The sequence below is a fragment of the Streptoverticillium olivoreticuli subsp. olivoreticuli genome (assembly GCF_003391135.1).
Lineage (GTDB): Bacteria > Actinomycetota > Actinomycetes > Streptomycetales > Streptomycetaceae > Streptomyces > Streptomyces blastmyceticus.
In genome coordinates this window covers 6571379-6590244 of the sequence record NZ_CP031455.1, presented here as the reverse complement: position 1 = coordinate 6590244, position 18866 = coordinate 6571379, and the positions used below count along the sequence as shown (strand labels likewise).

Genomic DNA, 18866 nt, shown 5'->3' with positions numbered 1-18866 from the left:
TCTGCCCCGGGAAGTGGCCGCACGGCGAGCGGCCCGGTGCACTTGGTCACACAGTGCGCCGGGCCGCGGAGCCGTCGAGGGGAAGGGGGCGTCAGCTCCCGGCGGTCCACTCGGACCAGGACATGTTCCAGTCGCTGAAACCGTTGTCCGGCGCGATCGTCTTGTCGTTGGAGTTCTTGACCACGACGACGTCGCCGACGAGGGAGTTGTCGTAGAACCACGAAGCCGGGGTGGACGGGTCGCCGCCGCCGCGCTGGTCGAACAGCCCGACGCAGCCGTGGCTGGCGTTCTCCGAGCCGAAGGTGCCCTCGCCCGACCAGTAGTTGCCGTGGATGAAGGTGCCGGAGGTCGACAGGCGCATCGCGTGCGGCACGTCCGAGATGTCGTACTCGCCGCCGAAGCCGACCGTGCGGCCGTCCATGCGCGTCACTTCGTACTTCTCGCTGATGACCATCCGGCCGTTGTACGTCGAGTGGCCCGGGGCGCCGGCCGAGATCGGGACGGTCTTGAGCTGCTTGCCGTCCCGCTCGACCGTCATCTGGTGGCTGGAGGCGTCCACCGTGCTCACCTGGCTGCGGCCGACGGTGAACTTCACGGTCTTGTTCTGCGTGCCGTAGACGCCGTCACGGCCCTCGACGCCGTTGAGGTTCATCTCCAGCGTCACCTTGGTGCCCGCGGCCCAGTACTTCTCGGGGCGGAAGTCGAGGCGGTCGTTCCCGAACCAGTGGCCCTTGACGGGCACCGAGGGCTCGGCGGTCACCTTGACGGCCCGCTCGACGGCCTTGGTGTCGGTGATCCCGCGGCTGAAATTGAGCGACACGGGCATGCCGACGCCGACCGTGCTGCCGTCCTCCGGCGTGAAGTAGCCGACGAACGTGTTCTGCGGGGTGAGGGTGGTGAACGTCGCGTGCTTCGCGGACGTCCGGCCGCCCTTGTCCTTCGCCAGCGCGTCCACCGTGTACTTCGTGGAGGCGCCCAGGTGGGCGGTCGGCTCCCAGGCCGCGCCGCCGTCGGTTATCTTGCCGTCCACCGTGGCGCCCTTGGCGTCGGCGACCTTGACGGAGGTCAGGGTGCCCTGATCCGCGGTGACCTTGAGCGCGCCGCTCGTCGCCACGTCGGTCGCGCCGTCCTTGGGCGCGATCGCCACCACGGCCTTCGACGGCTTGCCGTCGTCCTTCTTGGCGTCGTCCTTCTTGGTGTCACCGTCACCCCCGCAGGCGGTGACGAGCAGCAACAGCGCTCCGAGCAGGAGCGCGAACAGGCCCTTGCGGCCCGCGCGCCCTCTCGATATCAGCTGCATGTTCAACGGTTGTCTCCCCTTCGCACGGCCCGCGGCCACGCGGCGCCCCCTGAGCGCGTCAGCACGCGCATGGCGATAGATAACCACACGCCACCGACAGTGCATGGCCCGGGAATGTCACCGTTCCGCAGCAAATGAGAACGGTGGTGCGAGGCGTACGCATGAGGGGTGAGCCGTGGCCGAATCGAGGCATCTTAAACCGGCCACAGACCCGCCGTTGACCACCGGGCGGTGCGGCCCCTGTCCGAGTTCCGCACACCTGTCGCATCCGATCACGCGGGTGAGCGCGTGCGTGGATCTGGGCAGAACTGGGGGAAGGACAAGGCCGCCGACACCCGGCACGGGAAGCCGGGTGCCCGGCGCGCCGGCCGAGAGCCGCCGGAGGCGAAGACGTGTCGAGCGCACCCGAGCAAGGGGCGGAACGGGCGGAGCGGGACGACCGGTTCAAACGCGCCCCCGCCCGGCCCCGTACGGACGGCGGTGCGACACCGCCCGCCGTGTCCGGCGTCAACGGCCACCGGCGGCCGGAGGGCCGGGCCCCTGACGGCCCGGCGGTGCGGCCGGGCAGCTCGGAGCCGCTGGGCGCGCGGTACCGCGTGGGCGCCGACGGGGTGGCGGGGACGAACTTCGCCCTGTGGGCCGGCGGGGCGGAGGCCGTCGAGCTGTGCCTGTTCGACGACGAGCCGGGCACCGGCCCCGACGGCGAGCCGCGCCTGGAGGGCGAAACCCGCCTCCCCTTGGGCGAGTTGACGCACGAGATATGGCACGGCTTCGTGCCGGGCGTGCGGCCCGGCCGACGCTACGGCTATCGCGTGCACGGCCGCTGGGACCCCTGGACCGGCGCCCGCTGGAACCCCGCCAAGCTCCTCCTCGACCCCTACGCACGGGCGATAGACGGGGATTTCACACTTCCTCCCGAGGTGTACGGACACGTCCGCGACTGGCCGCAGCAGTACGTCGCCGACACCGTGCGCGACGACCGCGACTCCGCCCCGTACGTCCCCAAGGGCGTCGTCGTCGCGGACGGCGACGACTGGGCGGACGACCACAGGCCGAAGACGCCGTGGGCCGACTCGGTCATCTACGAACTGCACGTGCGCGGCTTCACCATGCGCCACCCCGGCATCCCGGAGCGGCTGCGCGGCACCTACGCGGGGCTCGCGCACCCCGCGGCCGTCGACCATCTGGTGCGCCTCGGGGTGACCGCGGTCGAGCTGCTGCCGGTGCACCACTTCGCGCACGAGGACCACCTGCTGCGGCGCGGACTGCGCAACTACTGGGGCTACAACTCCATCGGCTACTTCGCGCCGCACGCCGCCTACGCGGCCACCGGGACGCGCGGCCGGCAGGTGGGCGAGTTCAAGCGGATGGTGCGGGCCCTGCACGCGGCGGGCATCGAGGTCATCCTCGACGTCGTCTACAACCACACGGCGGAGGGCGGCGAGCTCGGGCCGACGCTCTCCCTGCGCGGCGTGGACAACCGCCGCTACTACCGCCTCCAGGACGACGCCCGCCGCTACGCCGACTACACCGGCTGCGGCAACACCCTCCACGTGGTGCAGCCGAACGTCCTCCGGCTGATCACCGACTCGCTGCGCTACTGGGTCACCGAGATGGGCGTCGACGGCTTCCGCTTCGACCTGGCGGCGGCGCTGGCCCGGTCCATGCACGATGTCGACATGCTCTCGCCGTTCCTCGCGGTCATCGCCCAGGACCCGGTGCTGCGCCGGGTCAAGCTCATCGCCGAGCCGTGGGACGTGGGGTCGGGCGGCTACCAGGTGGGCGCCTTCCCCCCGCTGTGGACGGAGTGGAACGACCGCTACCGCGACGCCGTGCGCGACTTCTGGCGGGGCGCGCTGCCGGACGTACGGGATCTCGGCTACCGCCTGTCGGGCTCCAGCGACCTCTACGCCTGGGGCGGCCGCAGGCCCTACGCCTCCGTCAACTTCATCACCGCGCACGACGGCTTCACCCTGCGCGACCTCGTCAGTTACGAGCAGAAGCACAACGAGGCCAACGGCGAGGGCAACCGCGACGGCACCGGCGACAACCGCTCGTGGAACTGCGGCGCCGAGGGCGCGACCGACGACCCGGCGATCCTCGCGCTGCGGCGGCGGCAGTTACGGAACCTGCTGACCACCCTGCTGCTGTCCACCGGCGTGCCCATGCTGGTGGCGGGGGACGAGATGGGCCGCACGCAGGGCGGCAACAACAACGCCTACTGCCAGGACAACGAGACCAGCTGGGTCGACTGGTCCCTCCTGGACGACCCCGGCTGGCGGGAACTGGCCGAGCTCTCCGGCCGGCTCCTCGCGCTGCGCCGCGCCCACCCCGTGCTGCGCAGCCGCTCCTTCTTCTCCGGCCGCCCCCAGGGAGCGGACGGGCTGCGGGACCTCGCCTGGTTCACGGCGGACGGCACGGAGATGAGCGAGGCCGACTGGTACGCGCCGACGGCGACGCTCGGCATGTTCCTCTCCGGCCGGGACATCCCCCGGCGCGGCCCGGAGGGCGAACCGGTCGTCGACGACAGCTTCCTGACGGTGCTGCACGCGGGGCCGGGGCCGGTGCGGTTCACACTGCCGGGGGCGCCGTGGGCTTCGGCGTACGAACTGCTCGTGAACACGGCGCTGGAGCGGCAGGCCGTGGCACCGGGGGTGCGCCGCCCCGCCGGCGCGCCTGTGGCCGTGCGGCCCCGCTCGGTGCTCCTCCTGCGGGCCGTCCCGGCGGCCTCTCCCCTGCCCCGCCCCTTCCCAGCTGCATCCGATACGCGGCTCCGCCGCGTGAGGGGCTCCGCCCCAGACCCCGGTCCCCCAGCTACGAGGTGAGTGGTTGCGCCAAAAAACCGCGTGAGCGGTGTCAGTGGTCAACCGTACGCTCACTCATGATGGTTGATACCCGAGGAACCCCGCGCTCCCCCGCCCGCTCCCTACTGCGACTGTGGCCCTACGTCCGCCCCGTCCGCGCCTCACTGTTCGCCGCGGCCGCCGTAGCGGTCGTCGCGTCCTGCATCGGCCTCGTCATACCCCTCGTGCTGAAGTGGATGGTGGACGGCCCGGTCGCCGGCCGCGACCCGTCGGGCGTATGGCTGGGCGGCGCCCTGCTGCTGGTTCTCGGCGCGGCGGAGGCGACGCTGTTCCTGATGCGCCGTCGGCTGATCGCCCACCCGCTGGCCCGCGTCGAGGCGGACATGCGGGCGGACCTCTACGGCCGTCTCCAACGGCTGCCCGTGGCCTTCCACGACCGCTGGCCCTCGGGGCAGTTGCTGTCGCGCGGCACGAGCGACCTGATGCTGCTGCGGATCTTCCTCGCGTTCCCGATGACCTTCCTCCTGGTCAACGGGGTGACCATCGTGGTCGGCTTCGTCATCCTGCTGATGCAGCAGTGGGTGCTGGGGCTGGTGCTGCTGGCGCCGGTGGTGCCGCTGGTCGTGCTCTGCTCACTGTTCGAGGAGCGCTATTCCCGGGCCGCGCGCACCTCGCAGGACCAGGTGGGCGATCTGACGACGGCCGTCGAGGAGAGCGTCCTCGGCATCCGCATCATCAAGGGCTTCGGCCGGCACCACCGGCAGGAGCGCTCGTTCATGGGGCTGGCCGGCCGGCTGCGGTCGACGGAGCTGCGCAAGGCGGGTCTGCTGGGGTCGCTCTGGGCGCTGATCATGATCCTGCCTGAGCTGGCGATCGGGGCGGCGCTGCTGCTCGGGGTGGTCCAGGTCGCCGACGGCGTTCTCTCCGCGGGCACCCTGGTGGCGTTCCTGTCGACGGCGCTCGCGCTGCGCTGGCCGGTGGAGTCGATGGGGTTCCTGCTCGCGGTGACCAACGAGTCGGCGACGGCCGCGGACCGCTTCTTCGAGGTGCTGGACAGCCCCGTGCCCGCGGACGGGCCCGTTCCGGACCGGACCGGGGACAGACCGGCGGCCGCCGACACGTCCATGCCCGACCGCGACGGACTCCGGCTGGAGGGCGTGGAGTTCCGCTATCCCGACGCGCCCGCCGGGTCCCCGCCCGTGCTGCGCGGCATCGACCTGCACATCCGGCCCGGCGAGACCATGGCCCTCGTCGGCACCACGGGCAGCGGCAAGACCACCCTCACCGCGCTGATCCCCCGCCTCCACGAGGCGACCGCCGGGCGCATCACCCTCGACGGCCGGGACATCGCGACGCTCCCCCGCGAGCGGCTGCGCGAGCTCGTCTCCATAGCCTTCGAGGACCCCACGCTCTTCTCGGCCACCGTCGCCGACAACGTGCTGATGGGTGCCGCCGACGCCCGGGAGGCCGATCTCGTACGGGCCCTGTCCGTCGCCCAGGCGGACTTCGTGCACGCCCTGCCCGAGGGCCCCGGCACCCAGGTCGGCGAGCAGGGGCTGAGCCTCTCCGGCGGTCAGCGGCAGCGCCTCGCGCTGGCCCGCGCGGTCGTGGGGTCCCCCCGCTTCCTCATCCTCGACGACCCGCTCTCCGCGCTCGACGTCCACACCGAGGCCCTGGTGGAGGCGGCGCTGCGCGACGTGCTCGCCACCACCACCGCCCTGGTCGTCGCCCACCGCCCGTCCACCGTCCTGCTCGCCGACCGGGTCGCGCTGCTGTCCGGCGGGCGCATCACGGCGGTCGGCACCCACCACGAACTGCTGCGCGGCAGCGAGGAGTACGCGTCACTCATGTCGGGCCAGGACGACCACGCATATCAGGGAGGGCCGCGGCGATGACCACCACAGCCCCCGAGCAGCAGTCCGAGGAGACCGGGCGGACGGCCGCCGACGACCCCGTCGGCCAGGACGTCCTGCCCGCGCCCAAGGGCGCCTCCCGCGCACTGCTGCGCTCGCTCCTCGCCCCCGCCCGCGGCGCGGTCCGGCTCACCGTCCTCGTCCTGCTGCTCCAGCAGGCCGCCGTCCAGGCGGGGCCGCTGCTGGTGGCGTACGCCATCGACCGCGGGGTGCCCGCCGTGCGCCACGGCGACCACGGCCCGCTCGTCGCCGTCGGCGTCGGGTACGCGCTCTGCGCGCTGGCCTCCGGCCTCCTCCAACTGGCCTTCATACGGCTGTCCGCCCGCATCGGCCAGGACATGCTCCTGGACCTGCGCGGCCGGATCTTCCGGCACGCGCAGTCGCTCAGCGTCGACTTCCACGAGCGCTACACCTCCGGCCGGCTGATCTCCCGTGCCACCACCGACGTCGAGTCGATCCGCGAGCTGCTCAACGACGGCCTCCAGGAGCTCATCGCCGTCGCCCTGTCGGTGGTGTACGTCTCGGTGACGCTGCTCTACCTCGACTGGGGCATCGGCGGCGCGGCCGTGCTGTCGATCGCCCCGCTCTATCTGTTCGTGCGCTCCTACCAGCGCCGTGCCATGGTCGTCTACGGCGAGCGGTCCACGGCGATGGCCGCCGTCATCGTGAAGTTCACCGAGACGATGAACGGGATCCGGCCGGTGCAGGCCTTCCGCCGGGAGCGCGCCAACGAGGCGCACTTCGCCGGGCTCAACTCCCGGCACCGGCGGTCCAACGCGGCCGCGATGCTGGAGATGGCCCGCTATATCTTCTGGTCCCGGCTGGTGGCCAACACCGCGCTCGCGGCGATCGTCCTGTGGGGCGCCTACCGGGTGGCCTCGGACGAGCTGGCGCTCGGCGCGCTCGCCGCCTCGGTGCTGTATCTGCGGCGGCTGTACGACCCGATCGACCGGCTCGGGATGTTCCTCAACTCCTACCAGTCGGCGGCCGCGTCCCTGGAGAAGATCGCCGGTCTGCTCGCCCAGCGACCTTCCGTCCCCGAGCCCGCCCACCCCAGGCCGCTGCCCGAGCGGCCCGCGGGCAGCCCCGGCCGCGAGGTCGTCTTCGACGGGGTCCGCTTCGCCTACCGTACGGGCGGCGAGGTGCTGCCCCGCTTCGACCTGACCCTGGCCGCCGGGCGGACGGTGGCCGTCGTCGGCTCCACCGGCGCCGGCAAGTCCACGCTCGCCAAGCTGCTCGCCCGCTTCTACGACCCGACCGAGGGCGAGGTCCGGCTCGACGGCGTGCCGCTGCGCGACCTGGCCGTGCCGGAGCTGCGCCGCGGGGTCGTCATGGTCACCCAGGAGTCCTTCCTGTTCTCCGGCACGGTCGCGGACAACATCGCCATCGGCCGCCCCGGAGCGACCCGCGAGGAGATGGAACGGGCGGCGAAGGCCATCGGCGCGCACGACTTCATCACCGCGCTCCCGGAGGGCTACGACACGGACGTCCGCAAGCGCGGCGGCCGCATCTCCGCGGGCCAGCGCCAGCTGGTCGCGTTCGCCCGCGCGCTCCTCGCGGACCCCGCGGTCCTCATCCTCGACGAGGCCACGTCCTCGCTGGACGTCCCCGGCGAGCGGGCGGTGCAGGCGGCGATGCGGACGGTGCTGCGCGGGCGCACGGCCGTGGTCATCGCGCACCGCCTGTCGACGGTCGAGATCGCGGACCGGGTCCTGGTCATGTCCGACGGCCGCGTCGTGGAGGACGGCACACCCGAGGAACTCATCGCCGGCACGGGCCGCTTCGCGGACCTGCACCGGGCTTGGCGGGACAGCTTGGTGTAGCCACCGTCACGCCTGCGGCGGGCTCTGTTCCCCTCCCCGCCCCTCCCCGAACTGGGGCTCGTGCCCCAGACCCCCGGCCGCGGGTCCGTTGCGCCTGCGGCGGAGCGCCCTTCGGGCACGTCCTCAAACGCCGGACGGGCTGACTTTGCGCACCCCGGGGGTCTGGGGGCCGCCGTCATTGGACTGCACCATTTCCGGCCGCGTCGGCGTCCCAACACTCCACCCCCGCAACGGAGTCAAAGGCTCCCCCACCCCGTCTCCTTCCCGATCCGCTATGCGGACCCCGCTCGTTCGTCAACGGACGCTAATCGGCCAACTTGCCGCCGCACTCCTGACACGTACATGCCCTTAGTGGGACTCTTCCCTCCACCGACGCTCGGCTTCCCCCATGGCACCGCGTCAGGCGTCGTGTCACCCCCTGCCCCCATCGGCTTCCCCCCTCTGACGAATCGTGTTCTGCCTCGCTCTGCCCGGGCGGCCGGCTCGGCCGCCCGGACGCCCGGACGCCCGTCGGCCACCCACCGTGGCCACCGCAGAAGGAGTCAGTGTGAGACCCACCCCCCATAGGCGCGCAGTCGCCACCGGAGCGCTGGTCGCTGTCACCGCCGTGCTCGCCGTCGGCGCGCAGACCGGTGCCGCCACCGCCAAGTCCGACCAGGCGACCACGGGCCGCAAGGTCGTCGCCAAGGCCGACCCCGGTGCCCTGCCCGCCAAGCTCACCCCCTCGCAGCGCGCGGAGCTGATACGCGAGGCCAACGCGACCAAGGCGCAGACCGCCAGGACGCTCGGTCTCGGCGCCAAGGAACAGCTGGTCGTCAAGGACGTCGTCAAGGACGTCAACGGCACCAGCCACACCCGCTACGAGCGCACCTACGAGGGCCTGCCGGTCCTCGGCGGGGACCTCGTGGTCGACGCGACCAAGGGCGGCGCGGTCAAGACCGTCGCCAAGGCCACCAAGGCCCGGGTGGCGGTGGCCACGACCACACCCGGCCTCGCGGCCTCCGCCGCGGAGAAGGACGCGGTGAAGGCCGCGAACGCTCAGGGCTCGAAGGCCACCAGGGCCGATCTGGCGCCGCGCAAGGTGATCTGGGCGGCGAGCGGGACGCCGGTCCTCGCGTACGAGACGGTCGTCGGCGGCCTCCAGGAGGACGGCACGCCCAACCAGCTGCACGTCATCACGGACGCGAAGACGGGCAAGAAGCTCTTCGAGTACCAGGGCATCAAGACGGGCACCGGCAACACCCAGTACAGCGGCAAGGTCACCATCGGCACGACGCAGTCCGGCGGCTCGTACACGCTCGACGACGGCACGCGCGGCGGCCACAAGACGTACAACCTGAACCACGGTTCGTCGGGTACGGGCTCGCTGTACACCAACTCCACCGACGTGTGGGGCAACGGCTCCAACAGCGACCCGGCCACCGCAGGCGCCGACGCGCACTACGGTGCCCAGCTCACCTGGGACTACTACAAGAACGTCCACGGGCGCAGCGGCATCCGCGGCGACGGCCAGGGCGCGTACAGCCGGGTCCACTACGGCAACAGCTACGTCAACGCCTTCTGGGACGACAGCTGCTTCTGCATGACGTACGGCGACGGGTCCGGCAACGCCAAGCCGCTGACCGCGATCGACGTGGCCGCGCACGAGATGACGCACGGTGTCACGTCCGCCACCGCCAACCTCACCTACAGCGGGGAGTCCGGCGGGCTGAACGAGGCCACGTCCGACATCATGGCCACCGCCGTCAAGTGGTGGGCGGGCAACCCCAACGACTCCGGCGACTACATGATCGGCAAGAAGATCGACATCAACGGCAACGGGACGCCGTTGCGCTACTTGGACAAACCGAGCAAGGACGGCCGGTCCAAGGACGCGTGGTACTCCGGCCTCGGCGGAATCGACGTGCACTACTCGTCGGGCCCGGCCAACCACTGGTTCTACCTGGCGTCCGAGGGCAGCGGCCCGAAGGACATCAACGGCGTGCACTACGACAGCCCGACCGCCGACGGACTGCCGGTCACCGGCATCGGCCGGGACAACGCCGCGAAGATCTGGTTCAAGGCGCTGAGCCAGCGCATGCAGTCCAACACCAACTACGCGGGCGCGCGGGACGCGACGCTGTGGGCCGCCGGTGAGCTGTTCGGCGTCGGCAGCGAGACGTACAACAACGCGGCCAACGCGTGGGCCGCCATCAGCGTCGGCAGCCGGGTCTCGTCCGGGGTCACCGTCACCTCCCCCGGTGACCAGACCAGCATCGTGAACACCGCGGTCCAGCTCCAGATCAAGGCGACGAGCTCCAACGCCGGTTCGCTGGCCTACTCGGCGTCCGGGCTGCCCGCCGGCCTGTCGATCAACTCCTCGACCGGCCTGATCTCCGGCACCCCGACCACCACCGGCACCAGCTCGGTGACCGTCACCGTGAAGGACTCGGTCGGCAAGACGGGCACCGCGACCTTCAAGTGGACCGTGAACACCACGGGCGGCGGCAGCGTCTTCGAGAACACCACCCCGGTGGCGATCCCCGACGCGGGTCCCGCCGTCACCTCGCCGATCGTCGTGACGCGCAGCGGCAACGGCTCGTCCGCGCTGAAGGTGGACGTGAACATCACGCACACCTACCGCGGTGACCTCCAGATCGACCTGCTGGCCCCCGACGGCAAGTCGTGGCGGCTGAAGGACTCCGACTCGTGGGACTCCGCGGCGGACGTGAAGGAGACGTACACGGTGGACGCGTCCGGGTCGTCGGCCACCGGCACGTGGAAACTCCAGGTGCAGGACATGTACGCGGGTGACACCGGCACGCTGAACAGCTGGAGGCTCAGCTTCTAGCCCGGCCCATTGAACAGACGTCGCCCGGGGTGAGGTTTGGCTCCCCCGGGCGACGTCTCATGTGCCGGGGTCCGGGGCGAAGCCCCGGTTCCGGCCCGCAGAGGTCGCCCTACCTCAGCAGAACCCCCGCCCCCTCGCCCGCCGACTCCGGCGGCAGCGTCACCAGCCCCAGCTCCGCCCCGCTGGCCAGCAGCCGATGCGCCGGCAGGATGCGGACCGTGTAACCGAAGGGCCCCGTGCGGTCGAGGGTCAGCGGGCCCTCGTAGAGGCGGCGGCCGTCGAGCCCCGGCGCCCCCGTCGGCTTCAGCGGGAACGTCGACGTGCGGCTCAGGTGGTCCGCGGGGTCGACGCGTCCGGCGACCGCCTGGACCTCGACGTCGGCGGGTTCCAGCGCGCCGAGCGTGACGCTGACCCGCAGGGACACCGTGGCGCCCAGTTCGGCCGTGCCGTTGAGCGCGGTGTCCGCGACCGCCTCCACGTGGTCGACGGCGACGCCCGGCCATCCGTCCCGCACCCGCCGCTTCCAGGCGGCCAGTTCCCGGGCGGTGCCCGGGTCGAGCGCGCGCTGGGCGTCGGCGGCGGGCCCGTACAGCCGCTCCACGTACTCCCGGACCATGCGCCCGGCGAGGACCTTCGGGCCGAGGGTGGTGAGCGTGCGGCGGACCATCTCGATCCAGCGGCCGGGCAGCCCGCCCGCGCCCCGGTCGTAGAAGCGCGGCGCGACCCGCTCCTCGAGGAGGCGGTAGAGGGCGGTGGCCTCCAGGTCGTCGCGGCGGTCCTCGTCGGTGGCGGTGCCGTCGGCGGTGGGGATGGCCCAGCCGAAGTCGGGTTCGTACCACTCGTCCCACCAGCCGTCCAGGACGGACAGGTTGAGACAGCCGTTGAGCGCGGCCTTCATGCCGGAGGTGCCACAGGCCTCCAGGGGCCGCAGCGGGTTGTTGAGCCAGACGTCGCAGCCGGGGTAGAGCTTCTGGGCCATCGCCATGCCGTAGTCCGGGAGGAAGACGATGCGGTGGCGCACGCGCGGGTCGTCGGCGAACCGCACCAGCTCCTGGACGAGGCGCTTGCCGCTGTCGTCGGCCGGGTGGGCCTTGCCCGCGACGACGATCTGGATCGGCCGCTCGGGGTGGAGGAGCAGCTCCATCAGCCGGTCGCGGTCGCGGAGCATGAGGGTGAGGCGCTTGTACGAGGGGACGCGGCGGGCGAAGCCGATGGTGAGGACGTCGGGGTCGAGGACGCCGTCGATCCAGCCGAGCTCGGCGGTGCCCGCGCCGCGCTCGCGCCAGGCGGCGCGCAGCCGCCTCCGCACCTCTTCGACGAGCTGTTCGCGCAGGGTGCGGCGCAGTTCCCAGATGTCGGCGTCGGCGATGTCGGCGACGGCGTCCCAGCGCTGGGAGCCGCCGACGGTGAGGGCGTCCTCGGCACGGCCGGCGCCGATCTGCCGGGCGCCGAGCCGCAGCACCTCGGGGGCGACCCAGGTGGGGGCGTGGACGCCGTTGGTGACGGAGGTGATGGGCACCTCCTCGGCGTCGAAGCCGGGCCACAGGCCGGCGAACATCTGCCGGCTGACCTGGCCGTGGAGGGTGGAGACGCCGTTGGCGCGCTGGGCGAGGCGCAGGCCCATGACCGCCATGTTGAAGAGGTTGGGCTCGCCGCCGGGGTAGCTCTCCAGGCCGAGTTCGAGGACGCGCTCGACGTCGATGCCGGGGAGTTCCCCGGCGGGCCCGAAGTGGCGGGCGACGAGCTCGCGGTCGAAGCGGTCGATGCCGGCGGGTACGGGCGTGTGGGTGGTGAAGACGGCCCCGGCGCGCACGCTCTCCAGGGCGGAGTCGAAGTCGGCGCCCTTCTCGGTGAGTTCGCGGATGCGCTCCAGGCCGAGGAATCCGGCGTGGCCCTCGTTGGTGTGGAAGACCTCGGGTTCGGCGTGGCCGGTGAGCCGGCAGTACGTACGGACCGCGCGCACCCCGCCGATGCCCAGGAGCATCTCCTGGAGCAGCCGGTGCTCGCCCCCGCCGCCGTAGAGCCGGTCGGTGACGTCGCGCTCGCGGGGGGCGTTCTCCTCGACGTCGGAGTCCAGGAGGAGCAGCGGGACGCGGCCGACGCGGGCCTGCCAGACGTAGGCGAGCAGGGAGCGGCCGCCGGGGAGGGCGAGGGAGACGCGGCTGGGGGTGCCGTCGGGTTCGCGGAGCATCCTCAGCGGGAGCTCGTTGGGGTCGAGCAGGGGGTAGTGCTCCTGCTGCCAGCCCTCGCGGGAGAGGGACTGGCGGAAGTACCCGTGGCGGTAGAGCAGTCCGACGCCGATGAGGGGGACGCCGAGGTCGCTGGCGGACTTGAGGTGGTCGCCCGCGAGGATGCCGAGGCCGCCGCTGTACTGCGGGAGGGCGGCGGTGATGCCGAACTCGGGGGAGAAGTAGGCGACGGCGGCGGGCAGGCCCTCGGGCTGTTCCTGGTACCAGCGCCGGCCGGTGAGATAGTCGTGCAGATCGTCGGAGGCGGCGGCGAGCCTGCGGCGGAAGCGGCGGTCCTCGGCGAGGGCGGCCAGCCGGGCCGCGGAGACGGTGCCCAGCAGCCGCAGGGGGTCCCCGGCGGCGGCCCGCCAGCCGTCGGGGTCGACGGACTGGAAGAGCTCGCGGGTCTCGGGGTGCCAGGACCAGCGCAGATTGCGCGCCAGCTCGCTGAGCGGTCGTAGGGGCTCCGGAAGGACGGGGCGCACACTGAATCGACGAATGGCCTTCACCGTCACGACGTTAGCGCCGTGACGGTCCCGATTCCGGGTTGTTGGGGGCACTGCCTGTCCCTGTCAGGGGCAGGCAGCGCGTGCGCCCCGTGTTGTTGACTGGGCGCATGGATATACCTGCGGAATTGGGGGACTTCCTCCGTACGCGCCGTGCCCGGCTGCAGCCGGAGGACGTGGGTCTGGTGGCGTACGGGGCACGGCGCCGGGTGCCGGGGCTGCGCCGCGAGGAGCTGGCGCAGCTGGCCGGGGTGAGCGTCGCGTACTACACGCGGCTGGAGCAGGGGCAGTCGGGCAACGCGTCGGACGGGGTGCTCGACGCGCTCGCGCGGGCGCTGCGGCTGTCCCCGGACGAGCACGCCCACCTGCGCAATCTCGCCCGGCCGGGGCGCGCGGTCCGGCTGCCCGCGGGCCGGGCGCCGAGCGCGGGTGCCGGGGTGCGGCAGCTGGTGGCGGCGATGGCGGTGCCCGCGCTGGTGATCGACGCGCGCTACGACGTGCTGGCGTGGAACGCGCAGGCGCACGCGCTGCTGGCGGGGCACCTGGACGCGGGCGGCCCGGACCGGCCGGAGGAGCGGCCCAACACGCAGCGGCTGCTGTTCCTCGATCCGCACGCCCGGGAGCTGTATCCGCGCTGGGAGGAGGAGGCGCGGCGCGCGGTGTCGTCGCTGCGCCTGTCGGCGGGCGAGCACCCGCAGGACCGCAGGCTGGCGGAGCTGATCGGTGAACTGTCGATGGGCAGCGCGGAGTTCTCGGCGCTGTGGGCGCGGCATCCGGTGCGGGGCTGCGCGTCGGGGGTGAAGGAGTTCCACCATCCGCTGGTGGGGCGGATGAGCCTGTCGTTCGAGATGATGCGCCTGCCGGACACGGGTGGCCAGGGGCTGCTGGCCCTGACCGCGGAACCGGGCTCACCGTCGGAGGCGGCCCTGGAACTGCTGACGGCGGAGAGCGCGCTCGGACCGTACGCACCCGGGGCCCGCACCCCGCAACCCGCCGACTGATGCAAGCGCATGAGTGCCGGCTACGCCACGCGTACAGCGAGTGCTCCGGAGGCCGAATGACACTACGGCTTCCGTTGTCGCGGCGGGCACCCCGCTACCCCTTTCGGCGGCCGCCTATCCACTTTCCGCGCATTGCACACGATCGGCCCAACGGGGAGACTTCATACGGGTGACGGAGTGCCGGCCGTCCTCTCCACGCGGCGCCACGGGAACTACGCACCGGTAGGTCCCGCGGGACGGGCATGCTCGCCAGGTGCCGATGGGAAAGCTCAAACGGTACGCAGCGAAATCACCTTCTCCGCCGTTCCGCCCATGGCTCCGCCTCTTCCGCATTTCTTCCGCATCCACCCGGGTGAACGCGGGCGGGAGCAGTCACGCCCGCGCCCGGCCGACGGTCGGCGGAGCGGATAGAAAGAACAGAACCGCCAGACCGCCCGAATTCCGTCGAACCTCCAGGTGATCCCATGATCGGTCGCATCCCCGTCCTGGACCTCGGCCCGCTCGTGGACTGCGGCCGCAGACCGGTCAAGGCCGTGGCGGGCGAGTCCTTCCAGGTGACCGCCACCGTCTTCCGCGAGGGCCATGACGCGGTCGGTGCCAATGTGGTGCTGCGGGGGCCCGCGGGCCGGTCCGGGCCCTGGACGCCGATGCGGGAGCTCGCGCCGGGCAGCGACCGCTGGGGCGCCGAGGTCACCCCGGACGCCGAGGGCCGCTGGACGTACGCGGTGGAGGCGTGGAGCGATCCGGTGGAGACCTGGCGGCACCACGCCCGGATCAAGATCCCGGCGGGGATCGACTCCGAACTGGTCCTGGAGGAAGGCGCGCTGCTGTACGAGCGGGCGGCCGCGGGGGTGCCCAAGAGCGACGGCCGGGAGGCGGTGCTCGCCGCCGTCGACGGCCTGCGGGATCCGGGCCGTCCGGCCGCCGGACGGCTGGCCGCCGCGCTGGCCCCCGACGTCTCGGCCGCCCTGGCCGCCCACCCGCTGCGCGAGCTGGTGAGCAGCAGCCGCCCGGTGCCCGTGCTGGTCGAGCGCGAGCGGGCCCTGTTCGGATCGTGGTACGAGCTGTTCCCCCGCTCCGAGGGCGCGCTGCTGCCGGGGGGCGGGCCGCCGGTCGGCGGCACCTTCCGGACGGCGGCGGAGCGGCTCCCGGCCGTCGCGGCCATGGGCTTCGACGTGGTCTACCTCCCGCCGGTCCACCCCATCGGCACGGCCTACCGCAAGGGCCCCGACAACAGCCTCACGGCGGGCCCGTACGACGTGGGCAGCCCCTGGGCGATCGGCTCCGCCGAGGGCGGGCACGACGCCCTCCACCCGGACCTCGGCACCTTCGAGGACTTCGACCACTTCGTGGCGCGGGCGCGCGAGCTGCGCATGGAGGTGGCGCTCGACTTCGCGCTCCAGTGCTCCCCGGAGCACCCCTGGGTGGACAAGCACCCGGAGTGGTTCCACCACCGCGCCGACGGCTCCATCGCGTACGCGGAGAACCCGCCGAAGAAGTACCAGGACATCTATCCACTGGCCTTCGAAGCGGACTTCGACGGGATCGTGCGGGAGACGCTGCGGGTGCTGCGCTTCTGGATGGCGCGCGGGATCCGGATCTTCCGGGTCGACAATCCGCACACCAAGCCGGTGTCGTTCTGGGAGAAGGTCATCGGCGAGGTGGGCCGCACCGACCCGGATGTGGTGTTCCTGGCCGAGGCGTTCACCCGGCCCGCCATGATGCGCACGCTCGGGGCGATCGGCTTCCAGCAGTCGTACACCTACTTCACCTGGCGCAACACCAAGCAGGAGCTCACCGACTACGTCACCGAGCTGTCGGGGGACGCAGTCTCGGCCTGCATGCGGCCGAACTTCTTCGTCAACACCCCCGACATCCTGCACGCCTACCTCCAGGACGGCGGCCGCGCGGCGTTCGAGATCCGGGCCGTGCTCGCCGCGACGCTGGCCCCCTCCTGGGGTGTCTACGCCGGTTACGAGCTGTGCGAGAACACCCCGGTGCGGGCGGGCAGCGAGGAGTATCTGGACTCCGAGAAGTACCAGCTGCGGCCCCGGGACTGGGCCGCGGCGGAGCGCGAGGGGCGCAGTCTCGCGCCGTTGATCACCGTCCTCAACCGGCTGCGGCGCCGTCAGCCCGCGCTCCGCCGGCTGCGCAACGTGCGTTTCCACGACGCCGACAACGACGCCGTCATCGCCTATTCCAAGCGGGTCGGCGGCCCTGGCGGCTCCTGTGTGCTGACGGTCGTCAACCTCGACCCCCACCACACCCAGGAGGCCACGGTCTCGTTGAACATGCCGGAACTCGGCCTCGATTGGCACGAGTCCGTCCCGGTGCGCGACGAGCTCACCGGAGAGACCTATCACTGGGGCAGGGACAACTATGTGCGCCTGGAGCCGGGCCGTTCCATCGCGCCCGCGCACGTGTTCTCGCTGCGACCGTCCTCACCGATCGGAGGGTCACCCACACCATGATCGTCAACGAGCCCGTCCCCGACACATTCGAGGACACCCCCGCGAAGGATCTGGATCCGGACTGGTTCAAGCGCGCCGTCTTCTACGAGGTGCTGGTCCGGTCGTTCCAGGACAGCGACGGCGACGGCATCGGCGACCTCAAGGGTCTGACGGCCAAGCTGGACTATCTGCAGTGGCTGGGCGTGGACTGCCTCTGGCTGCCGCCGTTCTTCCAGTCACCGCTTCGCGACGGCGGCTACGACGTCTCGGACTACACCTCGGTGCTGCCCGAGTTCGGTGACCTCGCCGACTTCGTGGAGTTCGTGGACGCGGCACACCAGCGCGGCATGCGCGTCATCATCGACTTTGTCATGAACCATACGAGCGATCAGCACGACTGGTTCCAGCAGTCCCGCTCGGATCCCGACGGCCCCTACGGCGACTACTACGTCTGGGCCGACGACGACAAGCAGTACCAGGACGCGCGGATCATCTTCGTGGACACCGAGTCCTCGAACTGGACCTTCGACCCGGTCCGCAAGCAGTACTACTGGCACCGCTTCTTCTCGCACCAGCCGGACCTCAACTACGAGAACCCGGCCGTCCAGGAGGAGATCCTGGCGGCGCTGCGGTTCTGGCTGGACCTCGGCATCGACGGCTTCCGGCTCGACGCCGTGCCGTATCTGTTCGCCGAGGAGGGCACCAGCTGCGAGAACCTGCCGCGCAGCCACGAGTTCCTCAAGCGGGTGCGGGCCGAGATCGACGCCCACTACCCCGACACGGTGCTGCTCGCCGAGGCCAACCAGTGGCCGGAGGACGTCGTCGACTACTTCGGCGACTACGCCGAGGGCGGCGACGAGTGCCATATGGCGTTCCACTTCCCCGTGATGCCGCGCATCTTCATGGCCGTACGGCGGGAATCCCGCTACCCGGTCTCGGAAATCCTGGCCAAGACCCCGGCCATTCCCTCGCGCTGCCAGTGGGGCATCTTCCTGCGCAACCACGACGAGCTCACGCTCGAGATGGTCACGGACGAAGAGCGCGACTATATGTACGCGGAGTACGCCAAGGACCCGCGGATGCGCGCCAACATCGGCATCCGCCGCCGACTGGCCCCGCTGCTCGACAACGACCGCAATCAGATCGAGCTGTTCACCGCGCTCCTGCTGTCGCTGCCCGGCTCGCCGATCCTCTACTACGGCGACGAGATCGGCATGGGCGACAACATCTGGCTCGGCGACCGCGACGGGGTGCGGACGCCGATGCAGTGGACGCCGGACCGCAACGCCGGCTTCTCCTCCTGCGACCCCGGGCGGCTGTACCTGCCGACGATCATGGACCCGGTCTACGGGTACCAGGTCGCCAACGTCGAGGCGGCGATGAGCAGCCCGTCCTCGCTGCTGCACTGGACGCGGCGGATGATCGAGATCCGCAAGCAGAACCCCGCCTTCGGACTCGGCTCGTACACCGAGCTGTCCTCCAGCAATCCGGCGGTGCTGGCCTTCCTGCGCGAAGTGCGGGTGCCCGGTCAGCGGGACGACGACCTGGTTCTGTGCGTGAACAATTTCTCCCGTTTCGCACAGCCGACCGAGCTGGATCTCCGGGCCTTCAACGGCAGGCACCCGGTCGAGCTCATCGGCGGGGTGCGCTTCCCGGCCATCGGGGAGCTGCCCTACCTGCTGACCCTCGCGGGTCACGGCTTCTACTGGTTCCGGCTGCGGCAGAGCGCGCCACCGCCACCGGGACACTGAGCCGGTGCCCATGCGCGTCCGGGCCCGATCGGGCGCGCACGGGCGGTTTTCCCCCGCGAAGCCTGGGAACCCTCACTACTACGCACGGGCCGGACCGAACAGCTCGATTCCGCGCCGCCGGGACCCCTCCTCCTTCACGGGTCCGACAGCACGCACCGCACGCATCGCACCGCACCGAATGCAGGGGCCACAGAGGCCGCCGGGGCTGACCGTACGGACGATCCTCGCCCGACACGTCCCGCACCGCGCACCGGTCAAAG

At 71.7% G+C, this 18866-nt stretch carries 9 protein-coding genes; 7 read left to right on the top strand and 2 right to left on the bottom strand.

Annotated elements, in window-relative coordinates; genetic code table 11:
- Nucleotides 1–91: 91 nt before the first annotated feature.
- Nucleotides 92–1300 (bottom strand): L,D-transpeptidase, encoded by a 1209-nt coding sequence (locus tag DXZ73_RS29310; RefSeq protein WP_116215937.1) that lies wholly within the window; start codon nucleotides 1298–1300, stop codon nucleotides 92–94.
- A gap of 392 nt (nucleotides 1301–1692) precedes the next feature.
- Between DXZ73_RS29310 and glgX the strand changes: the two genes are divergently transcribed.
- The 4 genes from glgX to DXZ73_RS29290 all read left to right on the top strand — a co-directional run bounded on the left by glgX (nucleotide 1693) and on the right by DXZ73_RS29290 (nucleotide 10670).
- Complete coding sequence (gene glgX / locus DXZ73_RS29305; protein ID WP_116214016.1) at nucleotides 1693–4125, top strand: glycogen debranching protein GlgX; 2433 nt, start codon at nucleotides 1693–1695, stop codon at nucleotides 4123–4125.
- Nucleotides 4126–4184: 59 nt separating this feature from the next.
- Complete coding sequence (locus tag DXZ73_RS29300) at nucleotides 4185–5999, top strand: ABC transporter ATP-binding protein (protein ID WP_425315925.1); 1815 nt, start codon at nucleotides 4185–4187, stop codon at nucleotides 5997–5999.
- Entirely contained in the window at nucleotides 5996–7840 is a 1845-nt protein-coding gene (locus DXZ73_RS29295; RefSeq protein WP_116214014.1) for an ABC transporter ATP-binding protein, read from the top strand. Before DXZ73_RS29300 ends, DXZ73_RS29295 begins: the two co-directional genes overlap by 4 nt.
- A gap of 547 nt (nucleotides 7841–8387) precedes the next feature.
- Nucleotides 8388–10670, top strand: a complete 2283-nt coding sequence (locus DXZ73_RS29290) for a M4 family metallopeptidase (RefSeq protein ID WP_116214013.1) — start codon at nucleotides 8388–8390, stop codon at nucleotides 10668–10670.
- 109 nt (nucleotides 10671–10779) lie between these two features.
- Here the strand turns inward: DXZ73_RS29290 and glgP are convergent, their stop codons facing one another.
- Entirely contained in the window at nucleotides 10780–13407 is a 2628-nt protein-coding gene (gene glgP, locus DXZ73_RS29285) for an alpha-glucan family phosphorylase (RefSeq protein ID WP_116215936.1), read from the bottom strand.
- Between the two features lie 107 nt (nucleotides 13408–13514).
- Here glgP and DXZ73_RS29280 point away from each other — a divergent pair, with 107 nt between their 5' ends.
- From DXZ73_RS29280 to treS, 3 genes are all read left to right on the top strand, one after another.
- Nucleotides 13515–14405, top strand: a complete 891-nt coding sequence (locus DXZ73_RS29280) for a helix-turn-helix domain-containing protein (RefSeq protein WP_116214012.1) — start codon at nucleotides 13515–13517, stop codon at nucleotides 14403–14405.
- Between the two features lie 464 nt (nucleotides 14406–14869).
- On the top strand, nucleotides 14870–16876 hold the full coding sequence (locus tag DXZ73_RS29275; RefSeq protein ID WP_116214011.1) for an alpha-1,4-glucan--maltose-1-phosphate maltosyltransferase: 2007 nt from the start codon (nucleotides 14870–14872) through the stop codon (nucleotides 16874–16876).
- Nucleotides 16873–18606 carry a maltose alpha-D-glucosyltransferase gene (treS, locus tag DXZ73_RS29270; protein ID WP_116214010.1) on the top strand — a complete coding sequence of 578 codons (1734 nt, stop codon included), beginning with the start codon at nucleotides 16873–16875 and terminating at the stop codon, nucleotides 18604–18606. Before DXZ73_RS29275 ends, treS begins: the two co-directional genes overlap by 4 nt.
- Nucleotides 18607–18866 lie beyond the last annotated feature (260 nt).

Coding starts and splice junctions, on each gene's coding strand:
- DXZ73_RS29310 (WP_116215937.1), bottom strand. CDS start 1,300: ATGCAGCTGATATCGAGAGGGCGCGCGGGCCGCAAGGGCCTGTTCGCG.
- DXZ73_RS29300 (WP_425315925.1), top strand. CDS start 4,185: ATGGTTGATACCCGAGGAACCCCGCGCTCCCCCGCCCGCTCCCTACTG.
- DXZ73_RS29295 (WP_116214014.1), top strand. CDS start 5,996: ATGACCACCACAGCCCCCGAGCAGCAGTCCGAGGAGACCGGGCGGACG.
- DXZ73_RS29280 (WP_116214012.1), top strand. CDS start 13,515: ATGGATATACCTGCGGAATTGGGGGACTTCCTCCGTACGCGCCGTGCC.
- DXZ73_RS29275 (WP_116214011.1), top strand. CDS start 14,870: ATGATCGGTCGCATCCCCGTCCTGGACCTCGGCCCGCTCGTGGACTGC.
- treS (WP_116214010.1), top strand. CDS start 16,873: ATGATCGTCAACGAGCCCGTCCCCGACACATTCGAGGACACCCCCGCG.